The sequence below is a fragment of the Rhizobium etli 8C-3 genome (assembly GCF_001908375.1).
Classification (GTDB): domain Bacteria; phylum Pseudomonadota; class Alphaproteobacteria; order Rhizobiales; family Rhizobiaceae; genus Rhizobium; species Rhizobium etli_B.
In genome coordinates this window covers 382,040-398,200 of sequence record NZ_CP017243.1, presented here as the reverse complement: position 1 = coordinate 398,200, position 16,161 = coordinate 382,040, and the positions used below count along the sequence as shown (strand labels likewise).

At 57.8% G+C, this 16,161-nt stretch carries 12 protein-coding genes and 3 pseudogenes; 12 read left to right on the top strand and 3 right to left on the bottom strand.

Annotation, left to right across the window (positions count from 1 at the left end; translation table 11 throughout):
- The first annotated feature begins 78 nt into the window (after positions 1 to 78).
- A protein-coding gene (locus AM571_RS24570; RefSeq protein WP_085994809.1) for an IS3-like element ISRel21 family transposase occupies positions 79 to 1,181 on the top strand; the annotation gives its coding sequence in 2 pieces (ribosomal slippage) (positions 79 to 340 and positions 340 to 1,181; 1,104 coding nt in all).
- Positions 1,182 to 1,482: 301 nt separating this feature from the next.
- On the opposite strand, the gene AM571_RS24565 is transcribed toward AM571_RS24570, so the two are convergent.
- Positions 1,483 to 2,397, bottom strand: coding sequence for a hypothetical protein (locus AM571_RS24565; RefSeq protein WP_010034735.1), 915 nt, complete (start codon positions 2,395 to 2,397; stop codon positions 1,483 to 1,485).
- A gap of 935 nt (positions 2,398 to 3,332) precedes the next feature.
- Between AM571_RS24565 and nodA the strand changes: the two genes are divergently transcribed.
- Positions 3,333 to 3,920 carry a nodulation N-acyltransferase NodA gene (nodA, locus tag AM571_RS24545; RefSeq protein WP_004679687.1) on the top strand — a complete coding sequence of 196 codons (588 nt, stop codon included), beginning with the start codon at positions 3,333 to 3,335 and terminating at the stop codon, positions 3,918 to 3,920.
- Positions 3,921 to 4,330: 410 nt separating this feature from the next.
- Here the strand turns inward: nodA and AM571_RS37100 are convergent.
- Positions 4,331 to 4,789: pseudogene (locus tag AM571_RS37100) on the bottom strand (GDP-mannose 4,6-dehydratase).
- A gap of 231 nt (positions 4,790 to 5,020) precedes the next feature.
- On the opposite strand from AM571_RS37100, the pseudogene AM571_RS35900 reads away from it, so the two are divergent.
- From AM571_RS35900 to AM571_RS24475, 9 genes and pseudogenes are all read left to right on the top strand, one after another.
- Positions 5,021 to 5,965, top strand: a pseudogene (locus tag AM571_RS35900) (IS630 family transposase).
- 250 nt (positions 5,966 to 6,215) lie between these two features.
- Positions 6,216 to 7,109, top strand: a complete 894-nt coding sequence (gene nifH / locus AM571_RS24520) for a nitrogenase iron protein (RefSeq protein ID WP_004675840.1) — start codon at positions 6,216 to 6,218, stop codon at positions 7,107 to 7,109.
- 107 nt (positions 7,110 to 7,216) lie between these two features.
- Entirely contained in the window at positions 7,217 to 8,719 is a 1,503-nt protein-coding gene (nifD, locus tag AM571_RS24515; protein WP_010023084.1) for a nitrogenase molybdenum-iron protein alpha chain, read from the top strand.
- Between the two features lie 123 nt (positions 8,720 to 8,842).
- On the top strand, positions 8,843 to 10,384 hold the full coding sequence (gene nifK / locus AM571_RS24510) for a nitrogenase molybdenum-iron protein subunit beta (protein ID WP_004677342.1): 1,542 nt from the start codon (positions 8,843 to 8,845) through the stop codon (positions 10,382 to 10,384).
- 58 nt (positions 10,385 to 10,442) lie between these two features.
- Positions 10,443 to 10,745, top strand: a pseudogene (locus AM571_RS24505) (nitrogenase component 1); the annotation flags it as partial.
- Between the two features lie 33 nt (positions 10,746 to 10,778).
- Positions 10,779 to 11,267 carry a NifX-associated nitrogen fixation protein gene (locus AM571_RS24500; protein ID WP_004679071.1) on the top strand — a complete coding sequence of 163 codons (489 nt, stop codon included), beginning with the start codon at positions 10,779 to 10,781 and terminating at the stop codon, positions 11,265 to 11,267.
- Positions 11,268 to 11,291: 24 nt separating this feature from the next.
- Positions 11,292 to 11,495, top strand: coding sequence for a CCE_0567 family metalloprotein (locus AM571_RS24495; RefSeq protein WP_009991124.1), 204 nt, complete (start codon positions 11,292 to 11,294; stop codon positions 11,493 to 11,495).
- A complete protein-coding gene (gene fdxB, locus AM571_RS24490) occupies positions 11,492 to 11,809 on the top strand; it encodes a ferredoxin III, nif-specific (RefSeq protein ID WP_004677870.1) in 318 nt (105 codons plus the stop codon). Before AM571_RS24495 ends, fdxB begins: the two co-directional genes overlap by 4 nt.
- A gap of 874 nt (positions 11,810 to 12,683) precedes the next feature.
- A complete protein-coding gene (locus AM571_RS24475) occupies positions 12,684 to 13,139 on the top strand; it encodes a phasin (RefSeq protein ID WP_012489581.1) in 456 nt (151 codons plus the stop codon).
- Positions 13,140 to 13,152: 13 nt separating this feature from the next.
- On the opposite strand, the gene AM571_RS24470 is transcribed toward AM571_RS24475, so the two are convergent.
- Positions 13,153 to 13,383, bottom strand: coding sequence for an NAD(P) transhydrogenase subunit alpha (locus tag AM571_RS24470; RefSeq protein ID WP_225880318.1), 231 nt, complete (start codon positions 13,381 to 13,383; stop codon positions 13,153 to 13,155).
- A gap of 478 nt (positions 13,384 to 13,861) precedes the next feature.
- Here AM571_RS24470 and hemN point away from each other — a divergent pair, with 478 nt between their 5' ends.
- A complete protein-coding gene (gene hemN / locus AM571_RS24460) occupies positions 13,862 to 15,214 on the top strand; it encodes an oxygen-independent coproporphyrinogen III oxidase (protein WP_004674397.1) in 1,353 nt (450 codons plus the stop codon).
- Positions 15,215 to 16,161: the final 947 nt, after the last annotated feature.

Genomic DNA, 16,161 nt, shown 5'->3' with positions numbered 1-16,161 from the left:
CTGAACCCTTCAAACTGGACCAGTTTTGGTTAGAGTTTTCCGGTGCATTTTCCTGGCTGGGAAAGGGACCAGAAGACGATGAAAGCGTCGCAGTTTTCGGACGCTCAGAAGGCGTTCATTCTGAAGCAAGGTGATGAAGGCGTGTCGGTTGCTGAAATCTGCAGGAAGGCGGGGATCAGCCAGGCGACTTATTTCAACTGGAAGAAAAAATACGCGGGCATGCTGCCACCGGAGATGAAGAGGCTGAAACAGCTCGAGGACGAGAATTCGCGCCTGAAGAAGATCGTCGCGGATCTGACGCTGGACCGCGAGATGTTGCAGGATGTCATCCGCCGAAAGCTCTAAGGCCTGCTCGGAAGCGGGAGATGGTGAAAGGCATGTGCTGCGATTGGGCGATCTCGATCCGACGTGCTTGTGGAGCGTTGAACTTCGATCGATCAACTCACCACTATACCTCTCGCCGTGCTGATCAGGCCGGTCTGGAACGTCGTATTCGCGAGATCTGCGAGATCCGTGTGCGGTACGGCTATCGCCGCGTGCATGTGCTGTTGGAACGCGAGGGTTGGGGCACCAACATCAAGCGAACCTACCGCATTTACAGGGACTTGGGGCTACAGTTGCGGAACAAGACACCGAAGCGGGGGGTAAAAGCCAAGCTTCGCGAGGATCGGCACATGGCCGTCGGACCCAACGACGTCTGGGCGATGGACTTCGTTCACGACCAACTCGCAACGGGTAAGAAACTGCGCGTGCTGACGGTGGTCGACACCTTCTCGCGCTACGTGCCGGTGCTTGATCCACGTCATAGCTATAGAGGCGAAGACGTTGTGCAAACCCTTGAACGGGTGTGCCAAAAAGCCGGCTATCCGAAAACGATCCGTGTCGACCAAGGGACCGAGTTCGTGTCGCGCGACTTGGACCTGTGGGCCTATTCCAAGGGTGTGACGTTGGACTTCTCACGCCCCGGCAAGCCGACTGATAATGCTTTCATCGAAGCGTTCAATGGCCGCTTCCGTGCAGAATGCCTGAACCAGCATTGGTTCCTGACCCTTGCGGATGCCCGCGAAAAGATGGAGGATTGGCGTAGATACTACAATGAGGAAAGACCTCATGGTGCGATCGGCAACAAGGTGCCGATCTCGTTGGTGAATTCGGGAGGCGCAACCAGCCCGCCTCCCTGAATGAAGCCGGAAAACTCTAGCATCCGGTGGTCCAACGTTTGGGAGCGTTTCAAAGACCGCCGAGGCTCTAATCGCCGCCGGATGAAAATTCAGTGGCAGGTCATTTGGTCTCGATGTTGCACAAGGAGCCAATTCCAGCGGCCACGAAGTACTTGGTATGCACCCGTGGGAACAACATGGGCGCTTCAATTGAACGGAAACTCAAATTTATGGCTGGCTCTGACAAATTACGGACGATCAGCGATAGTTCGGGTCTCCAGCGGGATTGCAGCATGAGGCCGGCAGTCAATACCAAAGGACATTACTGCGACTTCGCCGAATGCCGGTAATAGACATCCGCCAGAATGTGGTGGTCATGGCGGTAGACTTCGGCCATGATATTATAGAGGCTTGGATCGTGAGCCTCGAAATCTTCTGATGTGGCAATGGTGAGATTGCCTCGGCTGTAAGCCAAGTTCGTATTGAACCAAAATCGCGTGCCCTCGGCCCAATACTCATCGACGTTGTTCTCCATATAGGAACACGCCCAGAGGCCTTTCTCGTAGGCGTGCGAATAGGCACGTTCAACTCGTGCAACGAGATCAGGATCTACCGTGCGCAGCGCGTTGAAAATATTATGTGAGAATTCGTGAACAAGAATGTTCCCGCCGTAATACCGCGTGCCCGGCACGCCCATCAAATTCTCCACAGCTCCCGTCGTGTAGAGCCCGCCCATGCCGCGCGCCCTTTGTGCCCAGTAGTCTCGGGCAGTCATCTTGCCGATCGTGTTGGCGTAATCCCGCCGCTCGTCAGGGGTGAGACGTGGATCATCGGGAAGAGGCTTCTTCCAATCCCGCTGCTCGGGAATATCAGTCGTCGTCTCGTCAATTGCCATGACGCCCACCCGCGCTCCAGCCTGGATTAAAGCATCGCGGACATCACGGCGTTCTGACAACATGTAGAGGACAATGTCACGTGAGATCAATAGTGCCGTGTCTGGAACCTTGTTTGACGAAATAATAGGTATGCCCGCTGCGTCAGCATATTTGGCATAAAATGGATCCAGATTGAGTGATGTCGGTGGGCTGCGAACTATGAAAGTCTCGAAACTCGATACATCAGCCGCGGACAAAGGCGAGTCAGATAAGACATTCTCAGCGCCGCCGAGTCTGCCTGCGGATGCAGCAAGAAGGTACCCACCGCACAACACCATCCCCATCGAGCATACATCCATCATCGTGACCTCTCGTTAACGGCTGTCTTTCGTGAGACGACGCAACAACCGTGCCAGTCACTAAGTATTTCCTCGGGGGCTCATCGGCGCCGCCGGCTCTGTACCAGACCATGTGCGTGACGATCGGCAACCGGTGACCAGGGTATGACGATCACCTCATACCGTTATCTAGGAGAAAATTGCGATCTCGCGGCCGCCTCGCCAGTCCTGGGAGGCGTTTGCTGTGTCCGGGGTCCTAAAAGCTTGCACCGGAAACGCACTGATCTAGGAATCCATTCCTGTACCCATCATCTTCTCCCGAGGTCGGGATCGCCAGGCAAGTATGTCCTCTGGCAATCTTCGCCGATACCCAGCGTGCCGGTCCATGGGCTGCGATAGCCAAAGCGAACCAGGGCGTTTTGCGAGGGGAACCCCTTTCAGATTCAACAGGAGAATGCTGCTGCCTATCGCCGCGTCCCATTTTGTGTGGAATCAGACTGTCGCAAACCGAACATTCCGAAAAAACCCCTCCGCCAGGTCGGGTCGTTCGACGACTTTCGACGCCGGGATAGACCAGCCCGGTTCCGCCGAGGGTTCTAATGTGATCTCGACAATTTGCCTGATTATCGCCGAAAACGTCTTTGGCTTGCTTCTGCCTGAGTAGCGAGCCTCTCAGTCATGGTCAACTTTTCAGTTCAATGTCCTGGATGCCTGATCAAGATGATCCAGCATGATGGACAAGGCGGCATGTTCACGAAGAAGTTGGAGCAGCCGCTTCATCTGGCGTCGGCAGCCGATGGCAGGCCGATTGATTGGAACGCATCCATTGGACGGATGAGTTCCATCCAAACAAATGATTTCACCAGCTTATACCAGTGCCATTAGAAGCGCCCCAACGAGTGCGTATCAAGTAGTTGCTCTGTCGACGCCTGGACAGAGTATTAAGTGGAGGTTTAGGTATGAGCCCTCAGGTGCGGTGGAAAGTGTGCTGGGAAAACGAGTTGGAGCTCTCTGACCACACGGAGCTCGCAGATTTCTTTCGGAAGACCTATGGGCCAACTGGAGCTTACAACGCCCTTCCATTCGAAGGTGCTCGTAGTTGGTCAGGAGCTAGGCCCGAGCTTCGCGTAATAGGCTATGATGCGCACGGTGTGGCCGCTCACATGGGGTTGTTGCGTCGTTTCGTTCGGGTTGGCGAGGTCGATCTACTCGTATGCGAGCTTGGATTGTGGGGCGTGCGTCCAGATCTTGAGGGGTACGGCATTAATTCGATGCGCATTGTTTACCCAGTGCTGCAGCAACTTGGCGTTCGGTTTGCGTTCGGCGGTGTTCGGCAGGCGTTGCGCAACCTTGTTCTCAGGCTCTGCCGAAATGGTCTTGCGACGGTTTTGGAAGGGGTACGCGTGCGATCCACCCTTGCCGATGTTTATCTCAACCTCCCGCCGACGCGCTGTGAAAACGTAATTTTGGTAGTATTCCCAATAGGATGCTCAATGAGTGATTGGCCATCGGGGACCTTGATCGAGCGGAATGGCCCTGAGCTATGAAAGAGCATGGTCCCATAGCTGAAGTTATCCGAAGAGACGGTGGCGGCCCAGTGATCGGTGCGTCTATTTAACCCTCGATGACGGACCGACCCACACGATGACACATCCCGCACCTTTCGATCTGCGAACGCTTAGACGTCAAGCGTGAGATATTCGAGACAAGCAGGACCATCAGGAACATATGCCCCGAAGCCTCGGTACCGCAATCCGGGCACCTGGTGGAAGTATGAACATCATCGGCTAATGCCGTATTTTTGCGCGCTCGCGGGTTCACGATCCGCGCTCCTCGTTCGACCCGCTAACTGACGCCACTGCCGCAGAGCACGGCATCGGAGCCTGCGCACAAGCGCACTGCCGACCATACTGCGATGGCCGACAACCCAGATCTTCTTGTTGGACAAGTCGTACACTCAGAGCTCTTCCCGGCTGTTCAGGGCCTTCCAGTGCTTGACATCCTCGCGCACCATCTCGGCGACGAGCTCCTGAACCGGGGCCTTGTGTTGCCAGCCCAGCTTCTGGCGGGCCTTGGTCGGATCACCGGCAGAAGATCAACTTCCGTCGGGCGGAGGTATCGAGGATCGACTTCAACAAGGCAGGCACCGGACGCGGAGTCGTAGCCAGTCGACGCCGGACGCCTTCCATTCCAAAGTAATGTTCACGTCGGCAAAAGCCCGCTCGAGAAATTGGCCGACACTCGTCGTCTCGCCGGTCGCCAAGACGTGGCCATCCGGTTTGTCCTGCTGCAGCATGCGCGACATGCCCTCGACATACTCACGTGCGTGGCCCCAGTCGTAGCTCCTGGCGCTGTTTTTGGCCAGCTGTCGGGCGCGGCGGGCCTGCGCGATCGAAGTTGGCTTGTTCAGCCACAAGGCGAAGCTCTATCACCTGGGCGCTCGCAGCGTCTCCCGTGCGATACGCCATTTCTCTCTTGGCTACAGGGATGTGCGATTGTCTCCTGTTTTCAAAGCTCTTTGTCCTGCTGATGGTCGCGGTCGCGCTGGCGCGCGGTCGACCTAGACATGTCCTGCGATTGATGAATCGATTGTGAGGTGACGAGAGCGACCGAAGCTGATTCAACATCCACAGCGGAGAGGTGGATGATGGGACAGGCCCTGAGCGATGATCTCCTAATACGGGTTTTGAAAGCGTCTGCGGCGGGCATGTCGGCTCGACAGGCTGCGGCTCGTTTCGGAGTTGGGATTTCGACGGCGATCCGCTGGATTGAAGAGCGAAAGAGGGTGAGTTAACTGCTCTGCCACAGAGCTGGAGACGACCTTCGGCAGTGGATGCACACGAGGAATTCGTTGTCGCGTTGATCAACGAGCGTAGGGATGTGACGCTCGATGAGATGGTTGAGCGCTTGTCCGTCGAGCGGCAGGTGAAGATCAGCCGCAGCGCACTTGGCGCCTGGCTTCGAGGCCGTGGGTGGACCTTTAAAAAAAGACCGCACACGCACTGGAGCAGGACCGACCGGACGTCCTGAAGCGCCGGCGCGCCTGGTTCGATGGTCAATTGGACCTCGATCCGGAGAAACTGATCTTCATCGACGAAACCGGCCTCTCGACCAAGATGTCACGGTCTGCGCGGACGTGTATTGCGAGGTGAGCGTTTGCCGTGCCGGCGTGCCGCACGGCCATTGGAAAACAACGACTTTCACCGGTGCGTTGCGCCTCAGCGGAATGACCGCCCCATTCGTCTACGATGGCGCGATGAACGGCAACGTCTTCCTTGCGTATGTCGAACAGGTGCTGGTGCCGCCCCTGGAGATCGGCGACGTCGTCATTATGGATAACCTGCCTGCACACAAGATAGCCGGTGTCCGCGATGCCATCGAACGTGCCGGCGCCAAGCTCATGTTCCTGCCGCCCTATAGTCCGGACTTCAATCCAATCGAGAACGCATTCTCGAAGCTGAAAGCCATGTTGCGAGGCCGAGCCGAGCGAAAGATCGATGCTCTATGGGATGCGGTCGGGGCCTTGATACCTCGCTTCACTGCGGCAGAATGCGCAAACTACCTTAAGGCCGCTGGATATGACCCAGATTGAGCAGGATTTGCTCTAGCGGTGCAAGTGATGCCATCACGACACCGTCTGTCGGCTTTGTCTGATCGGCGACATTAGGTTTGTTTGGCAGTTTCCTGTGGTGGTTCGGAGTAACTTTCTGAAACCCAACAAAAGGATCTTTCCTTTGGCTCGATCGGCCCACATGGCACGGGTTTTGAAGATTGCCATGCGAGGCGGCGCGAGCTGCCTGCCTTTTACTCAGCGATGGATGGAACGAAAGAAGGAAGGCGATATGTCAGATTTGCGTCAAATCGCATTTTACGGCAAAGGGGGGATCGGCAAGTCCACCACCTCCCAAAATACGCTCGCAGCGCTTGTCGACCTCGGGCAGAAGATCCTGATCGTCGGATGCGACCCGAAAGCCGACTCCACCCGGCTGATCCTGAACGCCAAAGCACAGGACACGGTTCTGCATCTGGCAGCGCAGGAAGGTTCGGTGGAAGACCTTGAGCTCGAGGACGTGCTCAAGGCCGGCTACAAAGGCATCAAGTGCGTGGAGTCCGGCGGTCCGGAACCGGGCGTCGGCTGCGCCGGGCGCGGCGTCATCACCTCGATCAATTTCCTTGAAGAGAACGGTGCATATGACGATGTCGACTACGTCTCCTATGACGTGCTCGGCGATGTGGTGTGCGGTGGCTTTGCGATGCCGATCCGTGAGAACAAGGCCCAGGAGATCTACATCGTGATGTCCGGCGAGATGATGGCGCTCTATGCCGCCAACAACATCGCCAAGGGCATCCTGAAATATGCCCATTCCGGCGGCGTGCGGCTCGGCGGCCTGATCTGTAACGAGCGCCAGACGGACCGCGAGCTCGACCTCTCCGAGGCGCTGGCTGCCAGGCTCAATTCCAAGCTCATCCACTTTGTGCCGCGTGACAACATCGTCCAGCACGCCGAGCTCAGGAAGATGACGGTGATCCAGTACGCGCCGGACTCCAAGCAGGCCGGGGAATATCGGGCGCTAGCCGAGAAGATCCATGCCAATTCGGGCCAAGGGACCATTCCGACCCCGATTACCATGGAAGAGCTCGAAGACATGCTGCTCGACTTCGGCATCATGAAGAGCGACGAGCAGATGCTGGCCGAACTACAGGCCAAGGAGTCAGCGGTGGTTGCGGCTCAATAACTGCCGCTGTCGACAGGACGCGCTGGCCCTTGCGCCAGCGCGTCCTTCCAAGAAAGCCGCTTCGGCGACGACGACCTAACCCGAACCTTGAAAGGGGGCAGGGGCCCATGAGCCTTGATTACGAGAATGACAGCGTTTTGCATGAACAGCTCATTGCGGAAGTATTAGCGCAATATCCAGACAAGGCGGCGAAGCGCCGCAAGAAGCACCTCAGCGTCGCAACGAGCGGCGACGAGCCTGGCGATGAGCCGAAGGCCCTTTCCGAATGCGACGTCAAATCGAACATCAAGTCCATTCCGGGCGTGATGACGATCCGCGGCTGCGCCTATGCCGGTTCCAAAGGCGTGGTATGGGGGCCGGTCAAGGACATGGTCCACATCTCGCACGGGCCGGTCGGTTGCGGTCATTATTCCTGGTCGCAACGCCGCAACTACTACGTCGGCCTGACGGGCATCGACACGTTCGTGACGCTGCAGTTCACCTCAGACTTCCAGGAAAAGGACATCGTGTTCGGCGGCGACAAGAAGCTTGAACAGGTCATCGACGAGATCGAGGAGCTTTTCCCCCTCAACAACGGCATCAGCGTGCAGTCGGAATGCCCGATCGGGCTGATTGGCGACGACATTGAGGCGGTGTCGCGCAAGAAGGCCAAGGAGCACGAAAAGACGATCGTGCCGGTACGCTGCGAGGGCTTCCGCGGCGTCTCGCAATCGCTCGGCCACCACATCGCCAACGACGCCATCCGTGACTGGGTTTTCGACAAGAACGAAGTCGAGTTTGAGACCGGCCCTTACGATGTCAACGTCGTCGGCGACTACAATATCGGTGGCGACGCGTGGGCTACGCGCATTCTATTGGAGGAGGTGGGGCTGCGCGTGGTCGGCAACTGGTCGGGTGATGCCACGCTCGCTGAGGTCGAGCGCGCGCCAAAGGCCAAGCTGAACCTCATCCACTGCTACCGCTCGATGAACTACATCTGTCGGCACATGGAGGAAAAATACGGCATCCCGTGGATGGAATACAATTTCTTTGGTCCGTCCCAGATCGAAACCTCCCTGCGCGAAATAGCCAAGCACTTCGGTCCGGAAATCGTCGACAAGACCGAGGCTGTCATCACCAAGTACCGGCCCCTGGTCGATGCTGTCGTCGACAAGTACCGGCCGCGCCTCGAAGGCAAGACGGTGATGCTCTATGTCGGCGGCCTGCGTCCTCGCCACGTCATCACGGCCTATGAGGACCTCGGCATGCGGATCGTCGGCACCGGCTACGAGTTCGCCCACAACGACGACTATCAGCGCACCGGCCATTATGTGAACAAGGGTACGCTGATCTATGACGACGTGACCGGTTACGAGCTGGAAAAGTTCATCGAAGGCATCCGCCCCGACCTTGTTGGGTCCGGCATTAAAGAGAAGTATCCGGTGCAGAAGATGGGCATCCCCTTCCGCCAGATGCACTCCTGGGATTATTCCGGCCCGTATCACGGCTATGACGGCTTCGCCATATTCGCCCGCGACATGGATCTGGCCATCAATAATCCGGTGTGGGATCTCTACGACGTCCCCTGGAAAAAAGAGGCCGCGCCAGCTGAGGCGGTTGCGGCCGAATGAGAGCCTGGCCTGTCTTGGGAAGGGGCAGGCCAGGCTCTTCCTATCGGACTTGATCCGCACTCGTGACAGATGACATCCCATTGCCGCCACCGGTGCGGCGCGATGAAAAGAAAGGTGCTTACTATGCCGCAGTCGGCGGAAAAAGTTCTCGACCATGCTCCCCTGTTCCGCGAGCCGGAATACAGGCAGATGCTCGCCGAGAAGAAAGCCAATTTCGAATGCCCCCACCCGGATCAGGTCGTTGCCGATCAAAACGACTTCACGAAGACCTGGGAGTATCGCGAAAAGAACCTGGGCCGCGAAGCCCTGGTCGTGAACCCGGCCAAAGCCTGCCAGCCGCTCGGTGCCGTCTTCGCAGCCGCAGGCTTTGAGCAAACGATGTCCTTCGTCCATGGCAGCCAGGGCTGCGTCGCTTATTACCGTTCGCATCTGTCGCGTCACTTCAAGGAGCCTTCATCAGCGGTCTCGTCCTCGATGACGGAGGACGCGGCAGTGTTCGGCGGGTTGAAGAACATGGTCGACGGGCTCGCCAATACATACAAGCTCTACGATCCGAAGATGATCGCCGTCTCGACCACCTGCATGGCCGAAGTCATTGGAGACGACCTCCACGGCTTCATCGAAAACGCAAAGAACGAAGGGTCGGTCCCGCACGACTTCGATGTTCCTTTCGCCCACACGCCTGCCTTCGTCGGCAGCCACGTCGATGGCTATGACGGCATGATCAAGGGCATTCTGGAGAACTTCTGGAAAGGCAACGAGCGGAAGGAGGTTGCTCAAGCCATCAACATCATTCCCGGCTTCGACGGCTTCTGCGTCGGCAACAACCGCGAACTGAAGCGCCTGCTCGACATGATGGGCGTATCCTACATCTTCATCCAGGATGCCTCCGACCAGTTCGACACGCCGTCTGACGGTACGTACCGCATGTATGACGGCGGCACGAAGATCGAGGACTTGAAAACGGCGTTGAATGCCGAAGCGACCCTGTCGCTGCAGCACTATAACACGCGCAAAACGCTGGAATATTGCAAGGAGGTCGGTCAGGTTACGGCTTCGTTCCATTATCCGCTGGGTGTTCAGGCGACCGACGAATTCCTGATGAAGGTCTCGGAGATTACCGGCAAGGAAATTCCTCCGGCAATCGGCCTGGAACGCGGCCGTCTCGTCGACGCTATGGCAGATAGCCAAGCCTGGCTGCACGGGAAGAAATACGCGATCTACGGCGATCCTGACTTCGTCTACGCCGTTGCCCGGTTCGTCTTGGAAACCGGCGGTGAGCCGACCCACTGCCTTGCTACCAACGGCACGTCGGCCTGGGAAGCCGAGATGAAGGCGTTGCTCGCATCCTCGCCCTTCGGCAAGGATGCCCAGGTCTGGGCGGGCAAGGACCTGTGGGCGTTGCGCTCGCTGCTCTTTACCGAGCCGGTTGATCTTATGATCGGCAATTCCTATGGCAAGTATCTCGAGCGCGACACCGGCACCCCATTGATCCGGCTGACCTTTCCGATATTCGACCGGCACCATCACCACCGTTTCCCGCTCATGGGCTACCAAGGCGGCCTGCGCGTCCTGACGACGATCCTCGACAAGATCTTCGACAAGCTCGATCGCGAGACGAGCGAGCCGGGTGTGACGGACTATTCTTACGACCTGACCCGCTAGGAGCGGCGGCGGTCGGCCTTGTGAGGCCGGCCGCCTTCATCTGAACTTGGAGACCGCAATGCCCTTGCTCAATGCTAAAGTCCAGGATGTCTTCGACGAGCCTGCCTGCGAGAAGAACCGCAGCAAGGATTCCAAGGCGCGCAAAAACGGCTGTTCGAAGCCGCTGATCCCCGGGGCGGCAGCCGGCGGATGCGCTTTCGATGGCGCCAAGATCGTGCTGCAGCCGATCACCGACGTCGCGCACCTGATCCATGGGCCTCTCGGCTGTGAGGGCAATTCCTGGGACAATCGCGGATCGGCTTCCTCAGGTCCAACGCTCTGGCGCACGAGCTTCACGGCGCTGACCGAAGCAGGCGCCATTGAAAAGAAGCCTTTCGATGAGGAGGACTAAGAAATGGGTACATTGACAGGAAGTACGAATGGCCCTGCTGTCAACGAAGATGGGGATCTCGCCACCCCTTTTCTCAGATGCCTGATAAGGCTCATCCGCGCTCAGGATGCCCATGGGGCGTGGGAAGGCAAATCGGACGCTGACCTGCTGGCCGACTTCATCCTCACCAAGGAGCAGCGCCGTAAGATCCCGATCATAGGCGATCCGGATCCTGATGTGCTGTGGAGGCTACAGAATTTTTACAGTTGCGTGGGGCTTGTGATCGAAGAGTGCACAGGCCTGTTGGCATCGCCGATCATGACGATCGGCCATGAGGGCTTCGGCCGCTTGCTTTTCACGACTGGACGGTTGGTCGTTCTGTCGAAGACCCTGCGCGATGTCCACCGGTTCGGCTTTGAGACGCTAGGCAAGCTCGCCGAGACCGGCACGAAAATGGTCGATGACGCTATTGAAGTTATCGAAACCTATCCCGACGTGGCGCGGGCATCATGAAATCAATTTTCGAGGAAAGAGATCATGTCAGACATTGTGGAGCAGCTGAAGAAGGTCCGCAAGCTGCAGTCCCGCGCCGCCGCTGCGAAGATGGAGTTGCACGATCTTGCCGAGGACCTTCCGATTAATTGGGCTAGAATCAAGACCATTGCAGGAGAGACGTTCGACGCCTTCGCCGAGTTGAACGCTGCGAAGGAAGAGCTCGCTGCATTGGAGAATTCACGATGACTGGCCCTTTCGTCACGCGCGACGGCTCCAGCTGGGTGCCGGAGTACCTGACCTGCATCGATGCTACAACCTGCATCGGCTGTGGCCGATGCTTCAAAGCCTGCTCTCGCGAAGTCATGCACCTCTATGGCGTCGGTGAAGCGGGTGAAATCCTCGGCATCTGCGACGACGAGGAGGAAGACTTCGATGGCGAGCTCAATCGTATGATCATGGTTGTCGATGAGGCCGGCCGCTGCATTGGTTGCGGCGCCTGCGCGCGCGTCTGCCCGAAGAACTGTCAGACCCATGTCGCGGCAGACAAGGTTACTGCGTGATCTCGCGAACAAGTCAACGCTGTTACCTTCAGATCGTTTGTTGTCTCCTGCTGCTCGTCGTCTGCGCAAACGAACGAACGTAGTTACTTCGTGTGGCATTCCATCCACAAAGTTAGCGCTGCGATGGTGGCTAGTTCGTCGCTTCTTTCAATAGGACTTTTTTAAAAGCGCGAAGTGGCGATCGCTGTCTCGTCGCCCTCGGCGATGAACTTATCCGGTTGCCAAGGCAGATGCCCCGCGATTGGATCGCCACAGATCGTGCCGTTCGTGTCCCATGCCTGATCCGCGGATGCGGCGGTTCTAATCAATGGCGGCCGGTGCAAAGAAGGCACTGCAATTGCACGCAATGTCTCGCGCAAGCTGACCGTCAAGGTAAGCACCAGTGCGCAGCTGACGGAGGCACTTGCGGCGAGGACCGCAACGCCACTTTCCACCCCGCAGGCTCAATACGATCCGACACAGGACGATCCTGAGCGCGGTTGAATTACATGCTAATTCCCTTGTCCCCAGCGCAACCGTCGACATTTCTCGCAAATGTCGGGCATCCGCCACTTTTGTCAGGTTTGTCGTGATTGGAACGTTTTGTTCGCCGGTCTCTCCGTCAAATACACATCAACCTGCCCTCAACCCGCCCATTGATAAAAGAAAATCATCTTCTTGGCGCGTCGGAGCAGTTGGCATGGTGTTTGCTGATCCCTGGTTACAAGCGGCAGAAAGCAGTCTGCATGATGCCGGTTCATGAAACGAACGGAACGGAGGCCACCTGACCGTTCGTCATCGGATCCGCGTTCTACCAAGCGGCCATGCATCCGCCGGCGGAAGGGTCAATCCCGATGTCACAGCTTGCAACCAACTCAAAGAGAAGGAAAATGCAATGACCAAGATTTCCGAAAGATCCTTTGAAACGATCGAAAACCCGGGGTCATCGTCGCTCAAGGTGCCAGATCAGTTCGGCGCATCTGTTGAAAAGGGGAACAAGAAGGTGACAGAGGCTCTTTTGAAACTTGCGTCCGGCGCTGAAGCGACACAGAAAATGCTGCCTCCGATCCTCGAAACGACAAGTCTATTCGGCAACGAATTGTGGTGGAAGACGATCGCTGCACTGCAGGCCGACGCCGAGGCCAGCTTCTCACATTTGCAAGCTTTGCTGGGCGCGAATTCGCCGTCGCAGATCCTCGAACAGCAGTCGACCTTTTTCCGCAAGCGCGTTGAGACAAGTTTGCAGCACGCCAAGGAAGTCCGGGTGCTCTCAAGCAGGGCGGTGGAGGAAATCTCAAAGCCGGTCAAGGATGCTTTTGACAAGGTGCTGACGGACCTCAAGGCGACGTAAAACTGAGGAGACCCTAGAAATACCGCGCGGTGATCTGCCCGGTGAAGAAACACCTGAAGTTCGCACTCGCTTCGATGACCGCCCGGTAACCCCGATCTTTCCCATTCATCTTCTGTGCACGGCTGATGCGCGGGACCATGTCTATGGCGCTTATATTCGCGCCCGAATGCAGAGCCCGCTTGAGCAACTCATTGTTGGCTGCGGGATAGAAGAAAGCGATTAGCGTCTTTTCAGGCGACAGCAGGGCGACCTCATTGATCGAGGCGCACCTTGACGATCACGTCGGCGGCCGCGGCGAGGGCCTGTGGAATTGGAAAACGACCACGACTTCCGCGTTTCGGTAGGCTTCGCTCGAGATTCCCGCCGTTAGGCCGGCACCAGTTCCACTGGCGATCAACAAACTATCGCCGGGGGCCAGCGCATGGAGCGAGCCGAAACCGTGGGATGGCTCGACCGGCGACAGCACGCGGACACCAATTTGTTTCACCCGTTTTGCGTATCAGTCATTCTTGCTCATTTCCTTGTGGCACGTCTCTTCGAACAGCCGGGACCGCGGCTCGACCCATGTCAGAACGAGATGTTAGGCGGGTTCGAAAGTGCTGACTTTCACAGCGGACAAAGATCCGGCTGATTCTGGCCTGAGACGTCATCATTGATTTGGGACAAGGAAGCCGGCGCGGCCGGAGGTCATAAAGCATCCTGTTTTGAAAAGGGATGCGAAAATGTCTGATGATCTGATCGCCAAATACGGCGATGCGCGGATTCCGCGTTATACGAGTTACCCGACGGCGGCGGCTTTTTCTGCAGCCGTGGGGCCGGATGAATATGCCGGCAATCTCGCCCATATCGCCGCGGCTGGCCCGGTTTCGGTTTATCTCCACGTCCCGTTCTGCCGTTCGATATGCTGGTACTGCGGCTGCCACACGACCATCACCCGGCAAGACGCTCCGGTCGCCGACTATCTCGACGTGATGAAGGAAGAGATCGAGCTCGTCTCTTTTGCGGCCGGAAACGACGTGCCCGTCAAGTACGTGCATTTCGGCGGCGGCACGCCGTCGGTCATGAAGCCGCAGGAATTTTCGGCTCTAATGGCAAAGCTCAGGAGTGCCTTCACGTTTGAAGCGAAAGCCGGCGTCGCAGTCGAGATCGACCCTCGCACATTGGTCGCCCCCATGATCGATGCGCTCGCCGAAAACGGCGTCGACCGCGCAAGCCTCGGCGTCCAGAGCTACGATCCGATCGTGCAGGCCGGTATCAAGCGGCTGCAATCCTTTGAGCAGACGGAAAGGGCGGTCGCCGGGTTGCGCTCAGCAGGCGTCAGCAGCATCAACTTCGACCTAATTTATGGCCTTCCGAAACAGACTGTCCAATCTTGCATCGAGACGGTCCGGCTGGCTGCAGAACTGCGTCCCGAACGTTTCGCCGTTTTCGGTTACGCTCACATACCCGCTTTTAAGAAACATCAGCGCCTGATCGACGAAGCATCGCTGCCGGACGCAAAACAGCGGAACGAGCAGGCGGAAGTGATCGCCGAGGAGCTCCAGAAGGCCGGATATCTGCGCATTGGGCTCGATCATTTTGCACTGCCGAACGATCAGTTGGCGCTCGCCGCGCGCAACAGAACGCTGAGGAGAAACTTCCAGGGCTATACCACGGATGATTGCGATAGCCTGATCGGCCTCGGCGCATCTGCGATCGGGCGGCTGCCGGCCGGCTATATGCAGAACCACGTGCCTCTCGGCCTCTATGCCGAGCGAATTGCCTTCGGGGTGCTGCCGACCGCCAAGGGATATCTTCTCAGCGAGGAGGACAAGCTTCGGGCGAGGGTCATCGAGAGGCTGATGTGCGATTTCGAAGCCGATCTCGGCCAGTTGAGCAGCGGATCGGGTTTCGACACCGGCTTCCTTGTCGAGCGCAACGACCGTCTCGGCGAGCTCATGGCCGACGGCGTCGTGACGATCAGCGGTGAGCGGATTGTCGTATGCGAGGAGGCGCGCTTCATGGTCCGTGCAGTCGCGGCGGCATTCGACGCCTATTTTAGCTCGCACGGGCACACGCACAGCAAGGCAGCCTAGTACTTGTCGCCGGAAGTGTGCATCGGTTCCGGCGACACGAAACGCATCAAAGGCCGCGCGAGAAGACATCGAGTTCCCGTTTCTCGATCGAGGACCCTGCAGTTATCTTCCCAGGAGTCCCGTCGACAACGGCACGTCGAGGAGGATCGACGTCGCAAGTTCGTGTGAAGCAGGGCGGGCGCACTCACAAATACGGTCATCGGGCCGCCCTGTCACAAGTAGATGGGCGCCCGTATCACCGCCTGGACGTCGAGGTCGTTATCGTCGAGCTTTTCGGCTCATTCAAATACAGCTCGATCTCGGCAGGCCCCGGCCCAGGGTATCGTTGGCGACTGACGTCGAACCTTTAAGGTGGCGTGGGCAAGCGCCGGTCCGCAGAGTTGTGCCCATCGCGATTATGGCGGCCGCGCAGGCGCCTGAAGGAGCCTTTTCGCGAGGTGAGCTACCGAGCGCCACATGATCGACGGCTCTCGCCCTCTCACGAACGCGGTTGTTCGAGCACGTCGAAGGACGAGGCAGGGGTCTCCTAGTTGTAGGACTTGCCTGCCGCGGGGATTTCGATCAAACGTTCGACGGCGCCTTCCGTGCAATTCTTGGGTAACCAGAACGAGACCCCGGGTTTTGGCTGGCATCTCCTTCGCGACTGCCGCGCAAAAAAACGACCTCGTTATATTCGTCGTCAGCGAGATTGCCGCCGGGCTAGTGATCTTGCCCACGCGTTCCTTCACAGGTCTGCCGTGCAGATCATAGCTCTTTTCACAGGCCACATTCACTTTCTCGACGGTCCCACCAGGTTTCGGCATCGGCTTTGCCGACAACCGTGTCCGACCACTGCCTTGGACGTCTTGCCTGACAGCGCCTGGCTCTGCTCGATGCTCACTGAGCATCAGCTGCTCCTGGCGAGGCAAACAGCTGCCACGAAAGCCATCGTCATGGGCTGCGCGGTC